General features: G+C 41.6%; 20 protein-coding genes and 1 pseudogene. 12 read left to right on the forward strand and 9 right to left on the reverse strand.

Going from position 1 to position 16972, the window contains the following annotated elements:
* Positions 1-85: 85 nt before the first annotated feature.
* The 4 genes from V7L05_RS03025 to V7L05_RS03040 form a co-directional block, all read right to left on the reverse strand.
* Positions 86-418, reverse strand: a complete 333-nt coding sequence (locus V7L05_RS03025; protein WP_335161675.1) for a DUF5615 family PIN-like protein — start codon at positions 416-418, stop codon at positions 86-88.
* Entirely contained in the window at positions 415-645 is a 231-nt protein-coding gene (locus tag V7L05_RS03030; protein WP_190742120.1) for a DUF433 domain-containing protein, read from the reverse strand. Before V7L05_RS03030 ends, V7L05_RS03025 begins: the two co-directional genes overlap by 4 nt.
* A 363-nt stretch (positions 646-1008) precedes the next feature.
* Positions 1009-2013 carry an HNH endonuclease gene (locus tag V7L05_RS03035; RefSeq protein WP_335161678.1) on the reverse strand — a complete coding sequence of 335 codons (1005 nt, stop codon included), beginning with the start codon at positions 2011-2013 and terminating at the stop codon, positions 1009-1011.
* An 18-nt stretch (positions 2014-2031) separates the two neighbouring features.
* Entirely contained in the window at positions 2032-2970 is a 939-nt protein-coding gene (locus V7L05_RS03040; protein WP_292760286.1) for a DNA-methyltransferase, read from the reverse strand.
* A gap of 405 nt (positions 2971-3375) precedes the next feature.
* Here V7L05_RS03040 and V7L05_RS03045 point away from each other — a divergent pair, with 405 nt between their 5' ends.
* The 7 genes and pseudogenes from V7L05_RS03045 (at position 3376) to rsmH (ending at position 10570) form a co-directional block, all read left to right on the forward strand.
* Positions 3376-5184, forward strand: coding sequence for an ABC transporter ATP-binding protein (locus V7L05_RS03045; RefSeq protein ID WP_335161842.1), 1809 nt, complete (start codon positions 3376-3378; stop codon positions 5182-5184).
* Positions 5185-5363: 179 nt separating this feature from the next.
* Positions 5364-5980, forward strand: a pseudogene (locus tag V7L05_RS03050) (Uma2 family endonuclease).
* Positions 5981-6075: 95 nt separating this feature from the next.
* Positions 6076-7212 carry an AAA family ATPase gene (locus V7L05_RS03055; RefSeq protein WP_335161680.1) on the forward strand — a complete coding sequence of 379 codons (1137 nt, stop codon included), beginning with the start codon at positions 6076-6078 and terminating at the stop codon, positions 7210-7212.
* Between the two features lie 2 nt (positions 7213-7214).
* The gene (locus V7L05_RS03060) at positions 7215-7865 is read left to right on the forward strand and encodes a DUF3226 domain-containing protein (protein WP_335161682.1); all 651 of its coding nucleotides are present in this window, start codon (positions 7215-7217) and stop codon (positions 7863-7865) included.
* Positions 7866-8462: 597 nt separating this feature from the next.
* The gene (locus V7L05_RS03065) at positions 8463-9356 is read left to right on the forward strand and encodes a DNA adenine methylase (protein ID WP_335161684.1); all 894 of its coding nucleotides are present in this window, start codon (positions 8463-8465) and stop codon (positions 9354-9356) included.
* 61 nt (positions 9357-9417) lie between these two features.
* Positions 9418-9549, forward strand: coding sequence for a hypothetical protein (locus V7L05_RS03070; protein WP_335161686.1), 132 nt, complete (start codon positions 9418-9420; stop codon positions 9547-9549).
* 76 nt (positions 9550-9625) lie between these two features.
* Entirely contained in the window at positions 9626-10570 is a 945-nt protein-coding gene (rsmH, locus tag V7L05_RS03075; RefSeq protein ID WP_335161688.1) for a 16S rRNA (cytosine(1402)-N(4))-methyltransferase RsmH, read from the forward strand.
* Between the two features lie 13 nt (positions 10571-10583).
* Here rsmH and V7L05_RS03080 read toward each other — a convergent pair whose 3' ends face one another.
* Positions 10584-10808, reverse strand: coding sequence for a DUF6887 family protein (locus V7L05_RS03080; RefSeq protein ID WP_335161690.1), 225 nt, complete (start codon positions 10806-10808; stop codon positions 10584-10586).
* The gene (locus V7L05_RS34590; protein ID WP_442937833.1) at positions 10805-11020 is read right to left on the reverse strand and encodes a DUF6888 family protein; all 216 of its coding nucleotides are present in this window, start codon (positions 11018-11020) and stop codon (positions 10805-10807) included. Before V7L05_RS34590 ends, V7L05_RS03080 begins: the two co-directional genes overlap by 4 nt.
* Positions 11021-11075: 55 nt before the next feature.
* Here V7L05_RS34590 and V7L05_RS03085 point away from each other — a divergent pair, with 55 nt between their 5' ends.
* The 3 genes from V7L05_RS03085 (at position 11076) to V7L05_RS03095 (ending at position 13009) form a co-directional block, all read left to right on the forward strand.
* Positions 11076-11282, forward strand: a complete 207-nt coding sequence (locus V7L05_RS03085; RefSeq protein ID WP_334953636.1) for a glycogen debranching protein — start codon at positions 11076-11078, stop codon at positions 11280-11282.
* A gap of 288 nt (positions 11283-11570) precedes the next feature.
* Positions 11571-12128, forward strand: a complete 558-nt coding sequence (locus V7L05_RS03090; protein ID WP_335161692.1) for a methylmalonic aciduria and homocystinuria type D protein — start codon at positions 11571-11573, stop codon at positions 12126-12128.
* A 119-nt stretch (positions 12129-12247) separates the two neighbouring features.
* Entirely contained in the window at positions 12248-13009 is a 762-nt protein-coding gene (locus V7L05_RS03095) for an Rpn family recombination-promoting nuclease/putative transposase (RefSeq protein WP_442937828.1), read from the forward strand.
* 71 nt (positions 13010-13080) lie between these two features.
* Here the strand turns inward: V7L05_RS03095 and V7L05_RS34595 are convergent, their stop codons facing one another.
* The 3 genes from V7L05_RS34595 to V7L05_RS03105 all read right to left on the reverse strand — a co-directional run bounded on the left by V7L05_RS34595 (position 13081) and on the right by V7L05_RS03105 (position 14877).
* Positions 13081-13194 (reverse strand): leucine-rich repeat domain-containing protein, encoded by a 114-nt coding sequence (locus V7L05_RS34595; RefSeq protein ID WP_442937829.1) that lies wholly within the window; start codon positions 13192-13194, stop codon positions 13081-13083.
* A gap of 187 nt (positions 13195-13381) precedes the next feature.
* On the reverse strand, positions 13382-14398 hold the full coding sequence (locus V7L05_RS03100) for a potassium channel family protein (protein WP_335161694.1): 1017 nt from the start codon (positions 14396-14398) through the stop codon (positions 13382-13384).
* 299 nt (positions 14399-14697) lie between these two features.
* Positions 14698-14877, reverse strand: a complete 180-nt coding sequence (locus V7L05_RS03105; RefSeq protein WP_292798616.1) for a hypothetical protein — start codon at positions 14875-14877, stop codon at positions 14698-14700.
* Positions 14878-15004: 127 nt separating this feature from the next.
* Between V7L05_RS03105 and V7L05_RS03110 the strand changes: the two genes are divergently transcribed.
* Together V7L05_RS03110 and V7L05_RS03115 are read left to right on the forward strand one after the other, a co-directional pair.
* On the forward strand, positions 15005-15385 hold the full coding sequence (locus V7L05_RS03110; RefSeq protein WP_335161696.1) for a hypothetical protein: 381 nt from the start codon (positions 15005-15007) through the stop codon (positions 15383-15385).
* Positions 15386-15604: 219 nt separating this feature from the next.
* Positions 15605-16885 (forward strand): aspartate aminotransferase family protein, encoded by a 1281-nt coding sequence (locus V7L05_RS03115; protein WP_335161698.1) that lies wholly within the window; start codon positions 15605-15607, stop codon positions 16883-16885.
* Positions 16886-16972 lie beyond the last annotated feature (87 nt).

Below are 16972 nucleotides of genomic sequence, written 5' to 3' on the forward strand. Positions count from 1 at the left end.
CATGGGCGTTGTTAGACCGCGATAAATAACCATTATGTTTTCTCCATTTCAAAAAACCTGGAAGAGATCCAAAATCATCGGCGCATTATGATAAAGCAAGCAGCGATAAGTTCTCATCTTCATAAAATAATTTGATCGCGCCAAAATTCTGACGCAGCAAATTCTCAACCTGTGATGTCGAACAGTTGCCAAGGCGAAGCCAAATAACTTTCGGTGGATTCCCAAATACTAAGCTTAGGTCGTGCATATCTGCATCTTTCGAGACAATCATCAAATTATTGTCCTTTGCATAATCCCAAACGATTGGGTCGATCGTTGCCTTCATACCCACATCTCGAACGTGAAATGAATTTGGGAAAAGATCGCTCAAACAGTTTGGCAACTTGGGCGACAAGTTTTCGTCAAAGAGTAACTTCATGCGGATAATGGAGCGGTCATAAACCGACGCTCACGGTCGGCAGCGTAAGCAATACAAGCTTTTAAATCTTCTCGCGTTAGATCAGGAAAATCGTCGAGAATTTCTGCTTCGGTCATCTCGGAAGCCAGGTACTCAAGCACTTCATAAACCGTAATTCGCAAGCCACGGACACAAGGCTTACCACCACGTTTATTGGGTTCGATCGTGATGTGATTTCGGTAGTTCATACGTTGAAAGTATCTGAATATTAATCAAATTATAGCTTTGCAGCGGCGATTGATTCACCCTTCACTTTAGATGATTCAGTTTCCACTCTACCCACTGCATATAAGTTTGAACCTCTGCGGGCGCATCCAAAACCTCAAATTGTGACTCTGGATCGGTCAGCAAGTCCAAAACCAATTCCTCATCGCCCTACTTTGACCTGTGCAATTGCACCCTCTGGAGCTATATGTATAACGACGTATAACGGTGAAACTCAACGGCGGCAGACAACCTTTGGGACATAACCGAGATATTTGTTCCGTCCGTTGCAGCGCAGTGTTAGGTTGCCGACTGCTAGTAATTGCATGAACTCTAGATTTGTACTCTCAGGCTGCAAGACGTAAGGAATTGGCAATAGACAAATAATTCCTATGGGGGCGATCTGATGTGGATGGAGGAAGAAGAATTAAAGCTCTTAGAGCTTCAGTAAATTCTTCTAACCCTTCATCGCGTGATATTGCGCGGAGTTTGTTGATCTTCCTTTCATTTAGCTCAATTGAGTATTCCTCATCCACGAATACAAGACCACGATCATAAGCGTAATGATGCAATGCACATAACGCCATCCCGTTAGAAGTTTCATCAGTTCCATCATCGTGGCTTACTGGTACAATATGGGCTGCCTGTACTAAATCAAGCTGCACACCGCACATGGCGCATCGGTAGTTATAGGCAGTTAAAACCCGATCTTGGAAACTGGAATCTCTTAATCTTTTCTTGACAGTCCGAATTACTGTTTGGCGAGTCCAGCTAGTTGATTCAATTTCTGCATCATTTACTGTGTTAGGTTTCTCAGCTACAGTTTCAAGAACACCGAGGTCATGCTCAGATTCTCCAAAACCGTGTAGAGATTCTAAATCTCTGACATATTCAATAAAGAAGCTAGGCTTAAATGCAATTGCTATTTCTTCATTTCCTTTGTCACAAGCAGAAAAACCATTAATGTGGGCATTGCGAAGGTATTGTTCACGGATCTGGATTGAGGGTGAAGATCCTAGTATTCCAGAATGCTTGTTGTAATCAAAACCTGCAAAAACTCCAACTTCATCCCACCAACCAAGAATTAGAGTTTTCCCCCCAATTTCAGGCTCAAAAGAGCTAGTAGGCAAGCCTGTAATTTGGATACGGTATTCGCTTCTAGGTCTTGCCGATCCCCCTCCATGAGTCAAATTCCAAATATAGATACGAAGTCGATAGCTTTCATCATTCCTGTAAATTTGTAGCCTCAAAGGGTGAGTAACCCGGCTTTCTAAATAAAGAACATTCCAACCACACTCCGAAACAGAGCGTGTGACAATACTGAGAAGATCATCCTTGGTAAGTTTACGCACAATTCACCCCCAGCCAAATCACTCGTCAAAACGATATTGGCTTCCGATCAAGTATTCCTCGTTCAATTCAAAAGCCATCCATCGCCTTTGTAAATTTTCTGCAACAAATCCTGTTGTGTTTGAACCTGCAAAGGGATCTAGTACAAGATCATTTTTATCAGTCAAGAAATTAATGAAGAAATCGGCAAAAGATGCAGGGAAACGTGCTGGATGAGGTTTCATTCCTGATTCTTTGCATTTCCGTAGATACGAGCTATTCGATTCCGTGTTTGCTGCTTCAATAAGATTAGGTGGAATTGCTCCTGAGTTATCTTTTTGAAACTTAGTAGAAATATCGTGACCGCTAGGGCGTAATTTAGCCTTATAGCCATTCTTCAAAAGCTGTTTCATGCTTTCACTGTAAGGCTTTAAAACCTTTCTGTTGTCAGCTTTTGGATGTTCGATTTTTGATAGCCACCAAACAGTATTAACAGAATCTTTTACTCGAATACGCCTAACAGTAACCCATTCCGCAGGTGTGGGGAGTCTAGCAGGATTGTAGTGATAAAACTCTTGAGCCAAGAAAAAACCGACTTCCTTACAGAGCCTAACTAGCAATTCATATTGATAGATACTACGAACTGGATTACCAGGAAGATAAGCACCTCCCAGATCAATTACAAATGATCCATCTTCAGCAAGTACTCTCTTAAATTCATATGCAAATGGAAGAAACCAATCGACGTAAGTTTCCGCACTCTCATTTCCATATTCCTTTTTGCGGGTAAGGGCAAATGGGGGTGATGTCAAAATTAGATTAACACTAGAATCTTTGAGATTTTTTATAAGCTCAAGGCTATCTCCTAAGTATGCTGCCCCATAGGTCTGAGTGCAATAAGGCTCACTACTGATTTCTGATTGCCTAGTTATTTTTTGCTTCTGAAATAACCCTAATTGCTTGGAGCCTGCTTGAGCCATGCCTTTAAATAGTAAATACGTACTCTTATACCACCTCGACAGTAACCATAGCACGGATCGAATTTTTTTTCTCATCCAACACTATCAAAAGCAGCTTTCTCGACTCCTAAGCAAGAAAATCAAGCCTTTGTTGCCATAAATCCCTGTACTCATAAAGCAAGAGGGCTGTTTGTGTAAAGGTTTCCAATGTTGCCCAACTTCTTCCCAGCAGATAACCTTCAGCTACCACCCCGACCGGAGGCTAAGGCAACCTAACTATACTAGTTTTTAGGTTTCAACTTCGGGGTTTTCAGCCAACATTCTGATAAAAATGTAAAATTTATAAAGATTAATATAGAGTTAGGTAGATCCGCCCAAGCTGGGGTATCTCGCAGCAAAAAAGATGAAAATTAAAAAAAAAGAAATATCCTACGCCAACCACTGACGGTTTTCCGCTACAGTGGACGGGCTGTAAACTTAGTATGGACTACTAGCCGATCGCTTACTATTCTTCTGGCTAGTTTAACAATAGTTGGTGGTCTTTTACCGGCGGCGATATCTTACATCGGTAAGTTAATTGTTGATGCGGTGGTATTTGCCTCTAAAGTTAATTCAGAGAGCAATGGTTTTGTGAATATTTATCCCTCTCTGTGGTATGTAGGATTAGAAGCGATCGCTGTAATTTTACTAGCAGGCAGTCAACGGGGACTGATTATTTGTCAATCGCTATTGCGGGCGCTAATGGGTCAACGAGTGAATGTACTCATCTTAGAAAAGGCGCTGACACTGGATCTCAGGCAGTTTGAAGACTCAGAATTCTATGACAAATTGACTAATGCACGACGAGAAGCATCGGTTCGTCCTCTTTCCTTAGTAAACCGCACCTTTGGGTTAGTGCAAAATGCTCTTTCCCTTGTCACCTACGGTATTTTGCTAATAAATTTCTCAGTTTGGGCGGTGGTAATGCTGATTGTGGCAGCTATGCCCGTATTTATTGCGGAAACTAAGTTTGCTGGAGAAGCCTTTCGCTTGTTTAGTTGGCGTGCGCCCGAAACTCGTCAACAGCACTACTTAGAAAATCTGCTAGCAAGAGAAGATTTTGTCACAGAAGTCAAACTCTACCAGCTGGGAGAGATGTTGCTAGGACGTTACCACGACCTGTTCGATCAACTCTATGGCGAAGACCGCGATTTGACTCTGCGGCGAGGATTGTGGGGGTATCTCCTAAGTTTAGTCAGTACTGGTGCTTTTTACGTAGCTTACGCTTGGATTGTGCTGGAAACAGTGCTAGGTAAGATTTCCTTGGGAGATATGACGCTGTATATCACAGTGTTTCGCCAAGGACAATCTACTTTTTCCAATGCCCTGACTTCTATTGGAGGGATGTATGAAGACAACCTATATCTATCAAATCTCTACGATTTCCTGGAAGAGGAAGTACCAAAATCTTGGGGTAAGGCAACCATTGGTTTAAATTCCCAAGATGGTATCCGTTTCGAGAATGTCTCATTTACTTATCCAGGAAGTTCTAAGCCAGCGTTGAGAAACATTTCGCTACATTTGAAACCCAGAGAGAAACTGGCAATTGTGGGTGAAAACGGTTCTGGTAAGACTACCTTAATCAAACTACTTACCCGACTCTATACCCCGGACTCTGGGCGAATTTTCTTAGATGGCTTGGACTTACAGGAGTGGGATGTGGATGTGTTGCGGCGTCGCATTGGTGTGATTTTTCAGAACTTTGTTCGCTACCAGTTTACTGTAGGTGAGAATATTGGCGTGGGCGATGTCGAATATCTCGAAAACAAAACCCGTTGGCAAACTGCTGCCCAAAAAGGTATGGCGCAATCTTTTATTGACCAATTACCCGAAAGTTTTCAGACTCAGCTTGGTCGTTGGTTTAAGGGAGGACAGGAACTTTCGGGGGGACAGTGGCAGAAAATTGCTTTATCTCGTGCTTTTATGCGATCGCAAGCAGATATCTTAGTATTGGATGAACCAACATCAGCAATAGATGCCCAAGCTGAGTTTGAGATTTTCAATCATTTTCGCGCTACTACTCAAAATCAGACGGTACTTTTGATTTCCCATCGCTTCTCGACGGTACGAATGGCTGACAAAATCGTAGTTATAGAAGACGGGGAAGTTATAGAACAGGGAACTCACGAAGAATTGTTACAGCTAGGAGGACGTTATGCCAAGTTGTTTTTGTTACAAGCAGCCGGTTATCAATAAGATGTGAGCTATTTTGTGAATTTAGATAGCGATGCCTACGGCGGGCGTAGATGCAGCACACTTTGTAGAAAGCACATAGCAGCTCTATCAAACCATGTTAACCTGTTCGGTAAACATGGGTAAAGTCTCTTTAGTGCCTAGACGCTCCGTATCGTTAAACATTGCTACCCGATAAAACTATGCAAATAACACAACAGCGATACTATACCCCAGAGGAATATTTAGAGCTAGAAGAAGCTGCTGACTACAAAAGTGAATACATTGACGGGCAAATAATTTCTATGGCGGGTGGAACCGCAAATCACAATCTTATAGGTGGTAATTTCTATGCTGTATTAAACATCGCATTCAGACAACAAGAATACGAAGTGTTTAATAGCGATATGCGTCTATGGATACACCAAAAGCGTATCTACACGTATCCAGATGTGACAGTAATAGTCGGTGAACCAGAATTTTCCAAAACCGTACAGATATTATTACAAATCCCCAAGTTATTGTTGAGGTTTTGTCTAAATCTACTAAAAACTACGATCGCGAAGATAAATTTCAGGCTTACCGAACTATTTCTACCTTCCAAGAATATTTATTAATTGACCAAACTCGGATTCATATAGATCAATTTTCCAAAACTGGGAAAAAGCAATGGGCGCTTCGTGAATATGATGAAGAAGATGATGCGATCGCACTTGTAACTGTACAATTTGAGATTTCCCTACAGAATTTATACAACAAAGTTAAGTTTGATTCGATTGAGTTGGAAGGGGAAAGTGCTGATGTTGAGGAATTGGGGTAAGTGCGATCGCCTGTTTTTGGTAAAGTGAGAAGTGTTAGGACTGCTTATACTAATATTTAGTCATTAACTCTTTGTTGTCTCCGGCTAGCAAAATTATGTTGAAGACGATAAAAATAGAAAATTTCCGTAGTTTCCAATCTTTCGAGCTTCAGCAGCTTGGTAGAGTTAACCTACTGGTAGGTAAAAACAATAGTGGTAAAACATCAATACTGGAAGCTATTCAACTTTTATGCTCACGAAATAATCTTGATCCACTACGTCAGACAATGACTAACCGGAGTGAATATTTTTTTGATGATGAGCGTAGTGAACGTAGGTTAAGGTTAGCTCAAGAGCTTGATGTTCGTCACCTTTTTTATGGTCACGAAATTGAATTTGGGAGCAAATTTTCAATAACAGGTATTAATGGCAATATTCAAGAGGAGCTTGTTGTATCAATAGAAGAACGCAAAATTCATTCAAAAGAGCAACTTAGCTTATTGCCTGAGTTTCTAGATGATGAAGTCCCAGATGCATTAAGGGAACTAGATTTCAGTATTAAGTGGAATTATGGGCGAGAAGAAAAACCTTGGAAACTACCGCTATCAGCTAATGGTGGACTTTCTATAGAGGATTATACTCGCCAATTGCGTAGAGATACTAAGAATTCATCACCAAAAATACAATTTGTCACATCATCTTCTCTAGGAACCGAGAAGATGATTGAACTATTTGATCAAATAGTACTAACACCTGAAGAAACACTTGTAGAGCAAGCACTTCATAGAATAGACTCTAAAATTCAACGGATTGCTCCCGTTAGTTCTCGAAAGTCCAGGTATTCCTTAGATTCGCGGGGCGGTTTTTTTGTACTTCTTTCTGATAGTAATCAGCGTGTACCAATTGGCAGTATGGGCGATGGTATTTGGCGTATCTTAGGACTAGCACTAGCTACAGTGTGTGCTAAAGATGGATACTTATTTGTTGATGAGATTGATACTGGACTACATTTTACGGCAATGTCTGATATGTGGAAACTGATTTGGGAAACAGCCAAAAGATTAAATGTGCAAGTTTTCGCAACTACTCACAATAGTGATTGTTGGACAAGTTTAGCCAGTATTGCACAGCAGGAAGATGCTACTGAAGATGGTATTAGAATTCACAGAATTGAAAGAGGTAAAGAAACAAGTGTAGTCTTCACTGAACCTCAAATTGTCATTGCTGCTGAAAGAGAAATTGAGGTACGTTAGTAATGGTAAAAGGTTATGAACCCAAGAAGCTGTTAGTAGAAGGATCGGAAGATTTACGAGTAATACCAGAATTAATAGAAAAAAACGGAATTCGTTGGGGTGATAACAAAAGGGAAGCAATTGTATCAATACAAGATTGTGGAGGTTATGAAAACATTGATGAAAACCTTATATCTACTGAATTACAAGCATCAGGACTTACCCATTTAGGCGTGATAATAGATGCAGATGAAGATTTACCTGCACGTTGGATAAGTATAAGAAATGCTTGTTTGCCAAGTATACCTGACATTGCTGAAGAAATATCAGAGACAGGACTTATCCACGTTACAAAAAATGGGATTAAGTTTGGTATCTGGATTATGCCAGATAACCAAATGAGAGGTATGTTAGAGACGTTTTTAGCTTACATGATTAGAGATGAAGGCGAAACTATTTGGCAATATGCTCAGGAAGTAGCACAAGAAGCAAAAAATCAAGGAGCATCATTCAAAGATTCTTATCTTGATAAAGCGAAAATTTACACTTGGCTAGCATGGCAAGAAGAGCCAGGAAGACAACTGCATCAAGCTATAAAATATGAAATTCTGCATCCTCAACATCCAAAGGCGCAGACATTTTTAATATGGTTTAAAAATCTGTACAACTTATAATATTTTGCTATTTTCAAAAAGCGATCGCCCCTTCCCCCTTTCCCCACCAACTTAGATAAAATCACTATGGTGCTACTTAACCCGAAGACTGATGAAAAGCGATGTCTGGCGACAAGCCGCTCCACGTCTACGCACTTGTAACCGTACCCTTTGAAATTTCTCTACAGGATTTATACAGCGCATTTAAAGTTGGTGAGGTACACAAGCAAAGTCTCAAACCCTGGTGTAAAAGCTGTTTTACTTCTGAATTCTGACCCCTGAATTCTGAATTCTGCTGTATAACAAAGTTAAGTTTGAGCCTGTTGAGTCGGAAGGGGAAAGTGCTGATGTTGAGAGATTGGGGTAAGGTGCGATGACGAATAGCCCATCGTACCCCGACGGGGAAGCAAGCTACGTGTAGCGTCTGGCAGAGAATACAGCAGATTTCAGGTTGGTGAAGTACACAAGCTAAGTCTCAAAGTCAGGTATAAAGCCTGTTTTACTTCTGAATTCTGACTCCTTAATTCTGAATTCTGCTGTATATCGCTGATTTCATACTTTTGTGTCATAGTATTTTAGACCTTTTTTCAAAGATTAGAAACCTACAAGCATAAAAAAATGGGCAAAAAAAAACTGATAGCTTTTGGCTGGTATGGTGGTAAGTTCAGCCATCTTGATTGGCTTTTACCTCTATTACCAGATGCCCAGCATTACTGTGAACCATTTGGAGGTTCGGCGGCAGTTTTGCTCAATCGACATCCTTCACCAGTAGAAACATATAATGACTTGGATGGTGAATTAGTAAACTTTTTTCGTGTATTAAGAGAGCAAAAGGAAAGTTTAATTGAAGCTATTGGTCTGACTCCCTTTTCTCGTGAAGAATTCGAGATAGCAATCTCTGAACCTACCCAAAATTTATCTGATATTGAAAGAGCTAGACGATTTTTCATCACAGCTAGACAGGTTAGAACTGGGTTAGCACAGAAGGCAAGTTCTGGTAGGTGGGCACACTGTAAACTAACCAGCCGTGCGGGGATGGCTGGTGCAGTTTCCAGATGGTTAGGAAGTGTAGAAGATTTGCCTGGGATTGTCCAAAGACTTTTACGAGTTCAGATGGAGCATGACTCAGCAATTAAAGTGATTCAACGCTATGATTCTGAAGAGACTTTGTTTTATTGCGATCCTCCATATCCACATGCTTCAAGAGGCGATCGTCAAGCTTACGCTTACGAGATGACAGATGAACAACATCGGAAACTGAGTGATGTTCTTCATAATATCAAAGGCAAAGTTGCTATCTCAGGTTATCAATGCTCTCTCATGGAAGAACTTTACAGTGATTGGAAATGCATCGAAGCACCCACTAAAACTTGCCATTCTATAAAAGGATTGCGAACAGAAATCCTGTGGGTAAATTATGCGCTAGATGATATTAGAAAAAATACTGTTAATGGCACTCAGACACAACAGCTAGAATCTCAATGTCAACCCCAGAAGCTATCCTTGATTTAGCTTTTGAAAGGGTTGTTTCCGATTTGACGATCATTTTCTACATCTTTTCCATAGATTACGAATGGTTTTTTTGGAGGCATATCAACAATTAGTACTCGATGAACCTGATAGTGCTGTCAGCCAACCTTTAAAAGAGGCATTCCTCGCACTACGCCAAGCCTCTGAAAGTAGCAAAGAGGAGTTAGAAGAATGAATGAATGTCTATTTATTATTACAGGACGTTTACGTTGTCGTAGCGTGTGCAAACTTTATCAAAAATAAAATTAAAGATGAAATCAGATTCACAAACACCACTAGATTTAGAAGAATTGGCTTTTTCGCATATTCCCGTTTTGGGGCGAGAAGTAATTGAGGGTTTAGCGGTGCGTCCGGGCGGGCATTATTTAGATGTGACGGTAGGCGGTGGTGGTCATAGTCGCCTGATCTTAGAAGCTGCGGCGGATGTGCGGGTAACGGCTGTTGACCAGGATGAAGATGCTTTAGCAGCAGCGCAGAAGAATTTAGCTGAATATAGCGTTAGCGTTCGCGAAGCGTCTCCGTCAGGAGAAGCTCCTGCGAAGGAGGCTCGCATACAATTTATTCATTGCAACTTTGCTGACTACGAGTTTACGCCTAATACTTTTGACGGTATTATCGCCGATTTAGGGGTGAGCTCTTACCATTTAGATCAGCCAGAACGGGGTTTCAGCTTTCGCCAAGCCGCAAATTTGGATATGCGAATGGATCGAGGGCGATCGCTAACTGCTGCCGATGTGATTAATAATTGGAATGAAGCAGATTTAGCAGATATTTTCTTTAAGTACGGTGAAGAACGATTATCACGGCGCATTGCTAGACGCATTGTAGAACGGCGTCCGTTGCACACGACTGTTGAGTTGGCTGAAGCGATCGCTTCTTCAGTTCCCCCTAAATACCGTTATGGTAGAATTCACCCCGCTACCCGTGTTTTTCAAGCTCTGCGAATTGTCGTCAACGATGAGTTAAAATCCCTAGAAACCTTTTTGGATAAAGCACCAAATGCCCTTGTCCCTGGCGGCAGAATTGCGATTATCAGTTTTCACAGTTTGGAAGATCGCCCGGTGAAGCACGGTTTAAGAAATTCACCTTTATTAAAGGTCTTGACAAAAAAGCCGATTATTGCCCAAGAAGAGGAAATTGCTAATAATCCGCGATCGCGATCGGCGAAACTGAGGATAGCCCAAAAGCTGCTGTAACTACAATGCAGCGTTAAACTGCTCCATCTCGTGGCTCAGAACTGCTACGAATACGCTCAATGAACTTAGGATAATTTTCTAAATCCTCTTCTGACTGTAACGGTGGCATTTCAATCCAATTACCTTCGACATGCAGCTTATCCACATAAGCGTAGAAGGCTTCCTGATCTTCCCGATGAGCAAGAACGTAATCATGTAACTCTTTCTGACTCATTGCATGAAAATTAGGCTTGCTCATCCTATGTATCTCCATTTACCGTTAGGGTATATTTCTATAATATTTTCCTCACCTGCCAAGAAGAATAGATTTTCTGTCCGTTCATCCATCCGAACGATATTTATAGGCAAGTAAAGCCTAGTAAACCAGCAGCACAATATGTAGCACTGTGTTTTTTGTTCTGGTGTAGGAATAATCTGAACTCCAAAACATTTGTACCCCGACTGATTGATAGTATTCTAAAATGACGAATAGCTTTTTTCGCTAGACTTTTCGAGGGAATACTCCATGACTATTTGGGTAAATGAGCAAATTGATCCGTCTGGGATGATTCATGCCTGTATTGCCTGTTGTAATGAATCTCAAGCTAAAGATTGTCATGATTCCTATGAGAATAATTTAACTGAGACACAAAAGGCAGCAGGTTGGGTAGCGCGATTGCGGACAGTCGATTCTTGGGATGAGGTGCCAGTGAATTCTTTAAAACTCGATTAATTCGGGTCATTTTTGGGGATTTTGATCGACCAAATTTCAGGAGCGTAGGTGTAGGCATCGCTTGTCTACCACACGCTGTATCTATTCCAACGCCTACAGCGATCGCCGCAAATCCCATTAGAATAGGTTAATAAAGGATAAAATTCGGATTAAAATTGTTAAATTATTAACAACTGCTACCAAAAAAAGCAACATATTAGAGAAGATTGATGATTTTTTGGAACTTTTAAGAGCTATCATCTATACCGGAGATTAAATTAAAAAACTTGCATAAACCGAATCAATTTAGTGAACTATCCCAAGGTTTACACTTCGGAGCAAGCCTGTCCCATTAACTTAGTTGCCGAAACGGGACAAGCGGTTCAAATTTCAATTCATCCTCCCAGTCAATATATCTGTGCCAACTGCGAACGGATATTACCAGATTGGAAACGGCAGCCATTTTTACGAGTAGTGATTGTCTTACAGCAATCGCGTTATCAACTAGTTGAAAAGACGGCAGAAGTCGAGACAGAGAAAGAACGCTTGCGAGAAAAGTTTATGAGATTTGGCTGCGATTTAGCATTTAATCTGCGCGATCGCGGCTATTTAACCGACCTAATCGACCCTCGTACAGGCTATCCTTTATTGTCCCATCCGGGAGCAATCCCCCACGATGACACAGCAGTTGTCAAAGCTTTGCTCAACTATCCAGTGATTAAAAATCAATGCCGTGTGTTAATTCATCCCGACTGGGGTGCAGCAGTTTATCCTAGCATTTTGATATCAGAAGCTCCCCCAATTACGATCGAATGGGTTACAAAAAGCATCGCAGCCATGCATGGGTGGAAAGAAATTGATTATTAATTGGGCATTGGGCATTGGGCATTGGGCATTGATTAGCAAAGCCAATATTTTACAGTGGCTGATTTAAGCGTAATCTACCAAAAGATAATAATTAATAAAATCAGGTGCAATCATGCCAGATGGCAGAATACGACAACCTTTGTAAAATACTCGCAGAAAAGTATCCCCGCGATTTTACTCGTTGGTTATTAAATCAAGAACCGCGAACAATTGAAATTTTAAAAACCGAATTGAGCATTGAACCGATCCGCGCTGATTCCGTGACATTTCTGCAAACAGAAAATCGGATTTTACACCTGGAATTTCAAACCACAATTAAATCCCAAAAACCAATTTCTCTGCGGATGCTAGATTATTACGTCAGATTGACACGGAAATATCAAGTTCCTGTTACCCAGGTAGTGATTTTCTTGCAAGAGACTAGTAACGAAATCGCTTTTACCGAAGAATATGTCAGCGAAGTCACAACCCACCGTTTTCGAGTTATACGAATGTGGGAGCAAGATTCGGCATTATTTCTTAGCAATTTTGCGTTATTACCTTTAGCACCGTTAACACGAACAGATTCAGCCCAAGCGTTATTATCGCAGGTTGCCGAGGAAATTGCTAAAATTCCAGATATCGAGACTAGACAAAATACTGCTGCTTACACGGAGATTTTAGCAGGGTTGAAGTTTGAGAAAGATTTTATTCGTCAATTATTCCGGGAGGAGATTATGCAAGAGTCAGTGATTTATCAGGATATTTTGCATCAGGGAGAACAGAAGGAAGCATTGAAATATACTTTACGCCTTGTAAATAGACGCTTTGGTGAGATAGATTTATTAATAATTGAACGTCTCCAAGTATTATCTACTGAACAATTGGAAGGATTGGGATAAGCATTTTTAGATTTTTCAAATGTATCTGATTTAGTCGCTTGGCTTGAGCAAAATACAAGCAGTTAAATTCATCATATTTTGCGTGCGATCGCGTTATTCTTAATATTCAGAAAAGTTAATTTTGTCAGAGCGGATAAAGCCTTGAGATCGCTGATTTCATTTGAGTTGAGGTACAGATAAGTCAAATGCTTTTGGGATTTGCCAGAGGAGCAGCAATAGTCTGTGTGGTGTAAAATCCCAAAGTAAAAGTAAATATTGTGGCGATCGCTAAAGTAAGTTTCATTGCATAATCTTATACTATCCGCTTATGCAATTACACTATGTAATAATTACCTAAATTTAGTATAAAAAATTAATAAAGGAAAAATAAAATCAGCTATTTTTCGGTTTACGCAATTTCTGAGAACCAATTGGGCCGAGAATTTGGTTAAGGCTCCGCAACTGCTCTGCTGTACCCATCCCAATTAGCCGATCTCCCGGCATTAACACCGTATCGCCAGTGGGTCCACCGATTAAAGTCCCATCAAGGCGGCGAATTGCCAGAACTAACGCCCCAGTTTGCGATCGCAATCTCGCTTTTTGCAAACTCTGACCCACAAAAGGACAAAAAGCCGGGTCAAGTAAAAATTCTTCCATATACAACTGACGGTCTGTACCTGTCAAAATCCCGTCTACAAAGTCCAACACTTGAGGTCTGAGAGCCGCAGCAGCCATGCGCTTCCCACCAGTAATATAGGGGGATATCACCTCATCGGCGCCACCGCGTTGTAACTTCTGCAAAGCCTCTTCTGTACTTGCCCGTGCGATCACCCGAATTCCCGTATTCAGTGTTTTTGCTGATAATACTATATATAAATTTTCGGCATCTGAAGGAAGTGCTGCAACGATACAAGTCGCTCTTTCAATGCCAACTTTCAAGAGTGTATCATCTAGGGTAGCGTCGCCTTGGTATGCCGTGTAACCTTCCATCTGCGCCCTTTGTACAGATTCCATCCCCGAATCAATCACCACAAACAGTACATCTTCTGCCTGAAATTCTTTGGCAATTTGACGACCAGTCCGACTAAATCCACAGATAATGTAATGTTCTGATAGAGATTCCATTAACCGCCTCTGCTGCTGTAGCCGAATTCCTTCGTGAAAGTAGCCTTCAATGATTGCTTCTGTAAATCTGTTGACAATGTAACCGATATTGACTACACCCAACAAAATCAGGGCAATTGTAAACAACCGTCCTCGGCTACCCAATGGGTGCGTCTCTCCATATCCCACAGTCGCTAAAGTGATGACTGTCATGTAAGCCGCATCTTCCCATGACCAGCCCTCTATTATTCGATACCACAAAGTGCCAATGAAGAAAACACCGCCAAGAGCGATCGCCCCGGCCATTAACTCCTTTTGGATACGTTGATATTTTTGCTCAAGTGTTGAGAATGACGTAACAATAGTACTTTTAACCTACTTTTTCTAGTTTTCTGCTAACTTTATAGCATTCGTCCTTTTTAGTATATTTAAACTAAGTACAACATTTGATTTAACCGCAGAGCAGATTTTTAATGCTGGTAATCAAGTGTTGAGAATAACGTAACAATAGTACTTTTAGCCTACTTTTTCTAGTTTTTTACTAACTTTATAGCATTCGTCTTTTTTAGTATATTTAAACTACAAGTTATCTAAATAACTCAGGACTACTTATCTTTTTTCTTGTCTAGTGCTTCCTGGATAGCGCGTCTACAGAACTCTGGGGGGTCATCTTGTGCTTTCACCTCTTCTTTCATATCCTTAGTAACCCGAAAGTTGAGTTGTTCAGTTAGTTCTTTGCTTGGTTGATTTCCGAAATTTTCAGGTTTACCCTTGGGGTTAGGCATTATTGAGAGATGTAAATAACGATTGAATCGATGTTAACAACGATATAAAGTTTTAAATCGGTGGTGTTCTCAGTCTGACAAACGGTTCACCACCGATACCACTTTTACCAAGAGGTAATTCTATTTTATGTTCACGCGTTCCGAGTTAGAAATCAAAACCATCCCAGAATTACGCGACTTATGCCGTCGATATGGTATTAAGCCTACAGGAAGTGCAGCATACAAAGTCAGCTACATAACTTCTCTGATGGCATTTCCTCAGCTAGCACTCCAGCAGGTGAGAGAAGGAAGGGGATTAAAATCTCCTGGATTTAGCATCATTCAATTTTTTGAAGGGGTGATAGATGAAATAAATTCACCCACAGATGAGCAAGCAGCACTGATTAAAATAACCTTGGAAGGTAGGAGGATGGCTTACCCCGATCGGTTTGATCAAGAGAACCTGCTGAATTTGCACAAGGCTAAGATGCATCTGGAAATGGCGGTTGGGTTACTAAGTCAATCGTGATCGACAAGATCCCCGACTTCTTTAAGAAGTCGGGGATTTGTGGCTTTCAATTGCTCAAGTCTTGAGTACAAAGTTTTTTCACCACCGCCAAGCGTTTGAGGTTATATAAGCGTTAGCCTAAGAAGAAGTACGAGTTGTGCTAAATAAAAAGTATTTTTTAGGGATTTCTAGGAAACTAGTAAATAACTATATAATTAAAAACTTTCAGGAGGAGCGGTAGTGAGCCTACAAACTCTCGTTGACCAAGCCACCATCCCCCCAGATTCAGGGTCAGCATCCAGTCCCTTTGATGCAGATAGCTTTAATGAAGCTGTCATGTCCACCTACGCGCGGTTTCCCTTAGCCCTAGAACGGGGTGCTGGATGCCGGGTTTGGGATACACAGGGGCGAGAATATCTGGACTTTGTGGCGGGAATTGCCACTTGTACTTTAGGGCACGCCCACCCAGCGATGGTAGAAGCGGTGACACGCCAAATCCAGAAGCTGCACCATGTCTCTAATTTGTACTACATTCCTGAGCAAGGTGAATTGGCAAAATGGATCGTTGATCATTCCTGTGCCGATCGCGTATTTTTCTGCAACTCTGGCGCTGAAGCTAACGAAGCCGCAATTAAACTGGCGCGGAAATATGCCCACACAGTATTAGACATTGAAAAACCGATTATTTTAACCGCCCATGCTAGTTTCCACGGACGGACTTTAGCAACCGTTACCGCCACAGCACAACCGAAGTATCAAAAGTATTTTGATCCCTTGGTTCCTGGGTTCCACTACGTAAATTACAACGATATTAACGCTGTGGAAGTAGCAATTAGCGAGTTGGATGAAGGCGATTATCGGGTAGCGGCGATTCTGATTGAGCCATTGCAGGGAGAAGGCGGTGTGCGTCCCGGAGATGTTGCCTATTTCAAAAAGCTCCGGCAGATTTGCGACGAAACTGGCATTTTATTGATTTTTGATGAAGTGCAAGTTGGCATGGGGCGCAGTGGCAAATTATGGGGTTACGAACATCTCGGCGTTGAACCGGATATTTTCACCAGTGCCAAAGGCTTAGGTGGCGGTATTCCCATCGGTGCAATGATGAGCAAGAAATTCTGTGATATTTTCCAACCAGGGGAACACGCCAGCACCTTTGGCGGAAATCCTTTTGTGTGTGGTGTGGCACTTAGTGTTTGCCAGACATTAGAGCGGGAAAATATTTTGCAGAATGTGGAAGATCGGGGTGAACAATTGCGAACTGGATTGAGAGCGATCGCCGCGAAATATCCTCAGCACATTGCCGAAGTTCGGGGTTGGGGTTTAATCAACGGTTTGGAGTTGCGAGCCGACATCGGGCTAACCGCAGCCGATGTCGTCAATGCTGCCATCAACCAGGGCGTATTGCTGGTACCCGCCGGGCCAAAAGTAGTCCGATTTGTGCCACCGCTAATTGTCACAGAGGCGGAAGTAAACACTGCTTTGGAAGCTGTGGATCAGGCGATCGCGATTCTCACAAAATAGGCAATCTGGAAAATATAGTTAAAACAAGTCGCAAGTCGCAAGTCGCAAGTCGCAAGTAAGTTTTGTGACGGGGATTTAGACCCCGAC

This window comes from Nostoc sp. (genome assembly GCF_036917755.1).
Taxonomy (GTDB): Bacteria; Cyanobacteriota; Cyanobacteriia; order Cyanobacteriales; family Nostocaceae; genus Nostoc.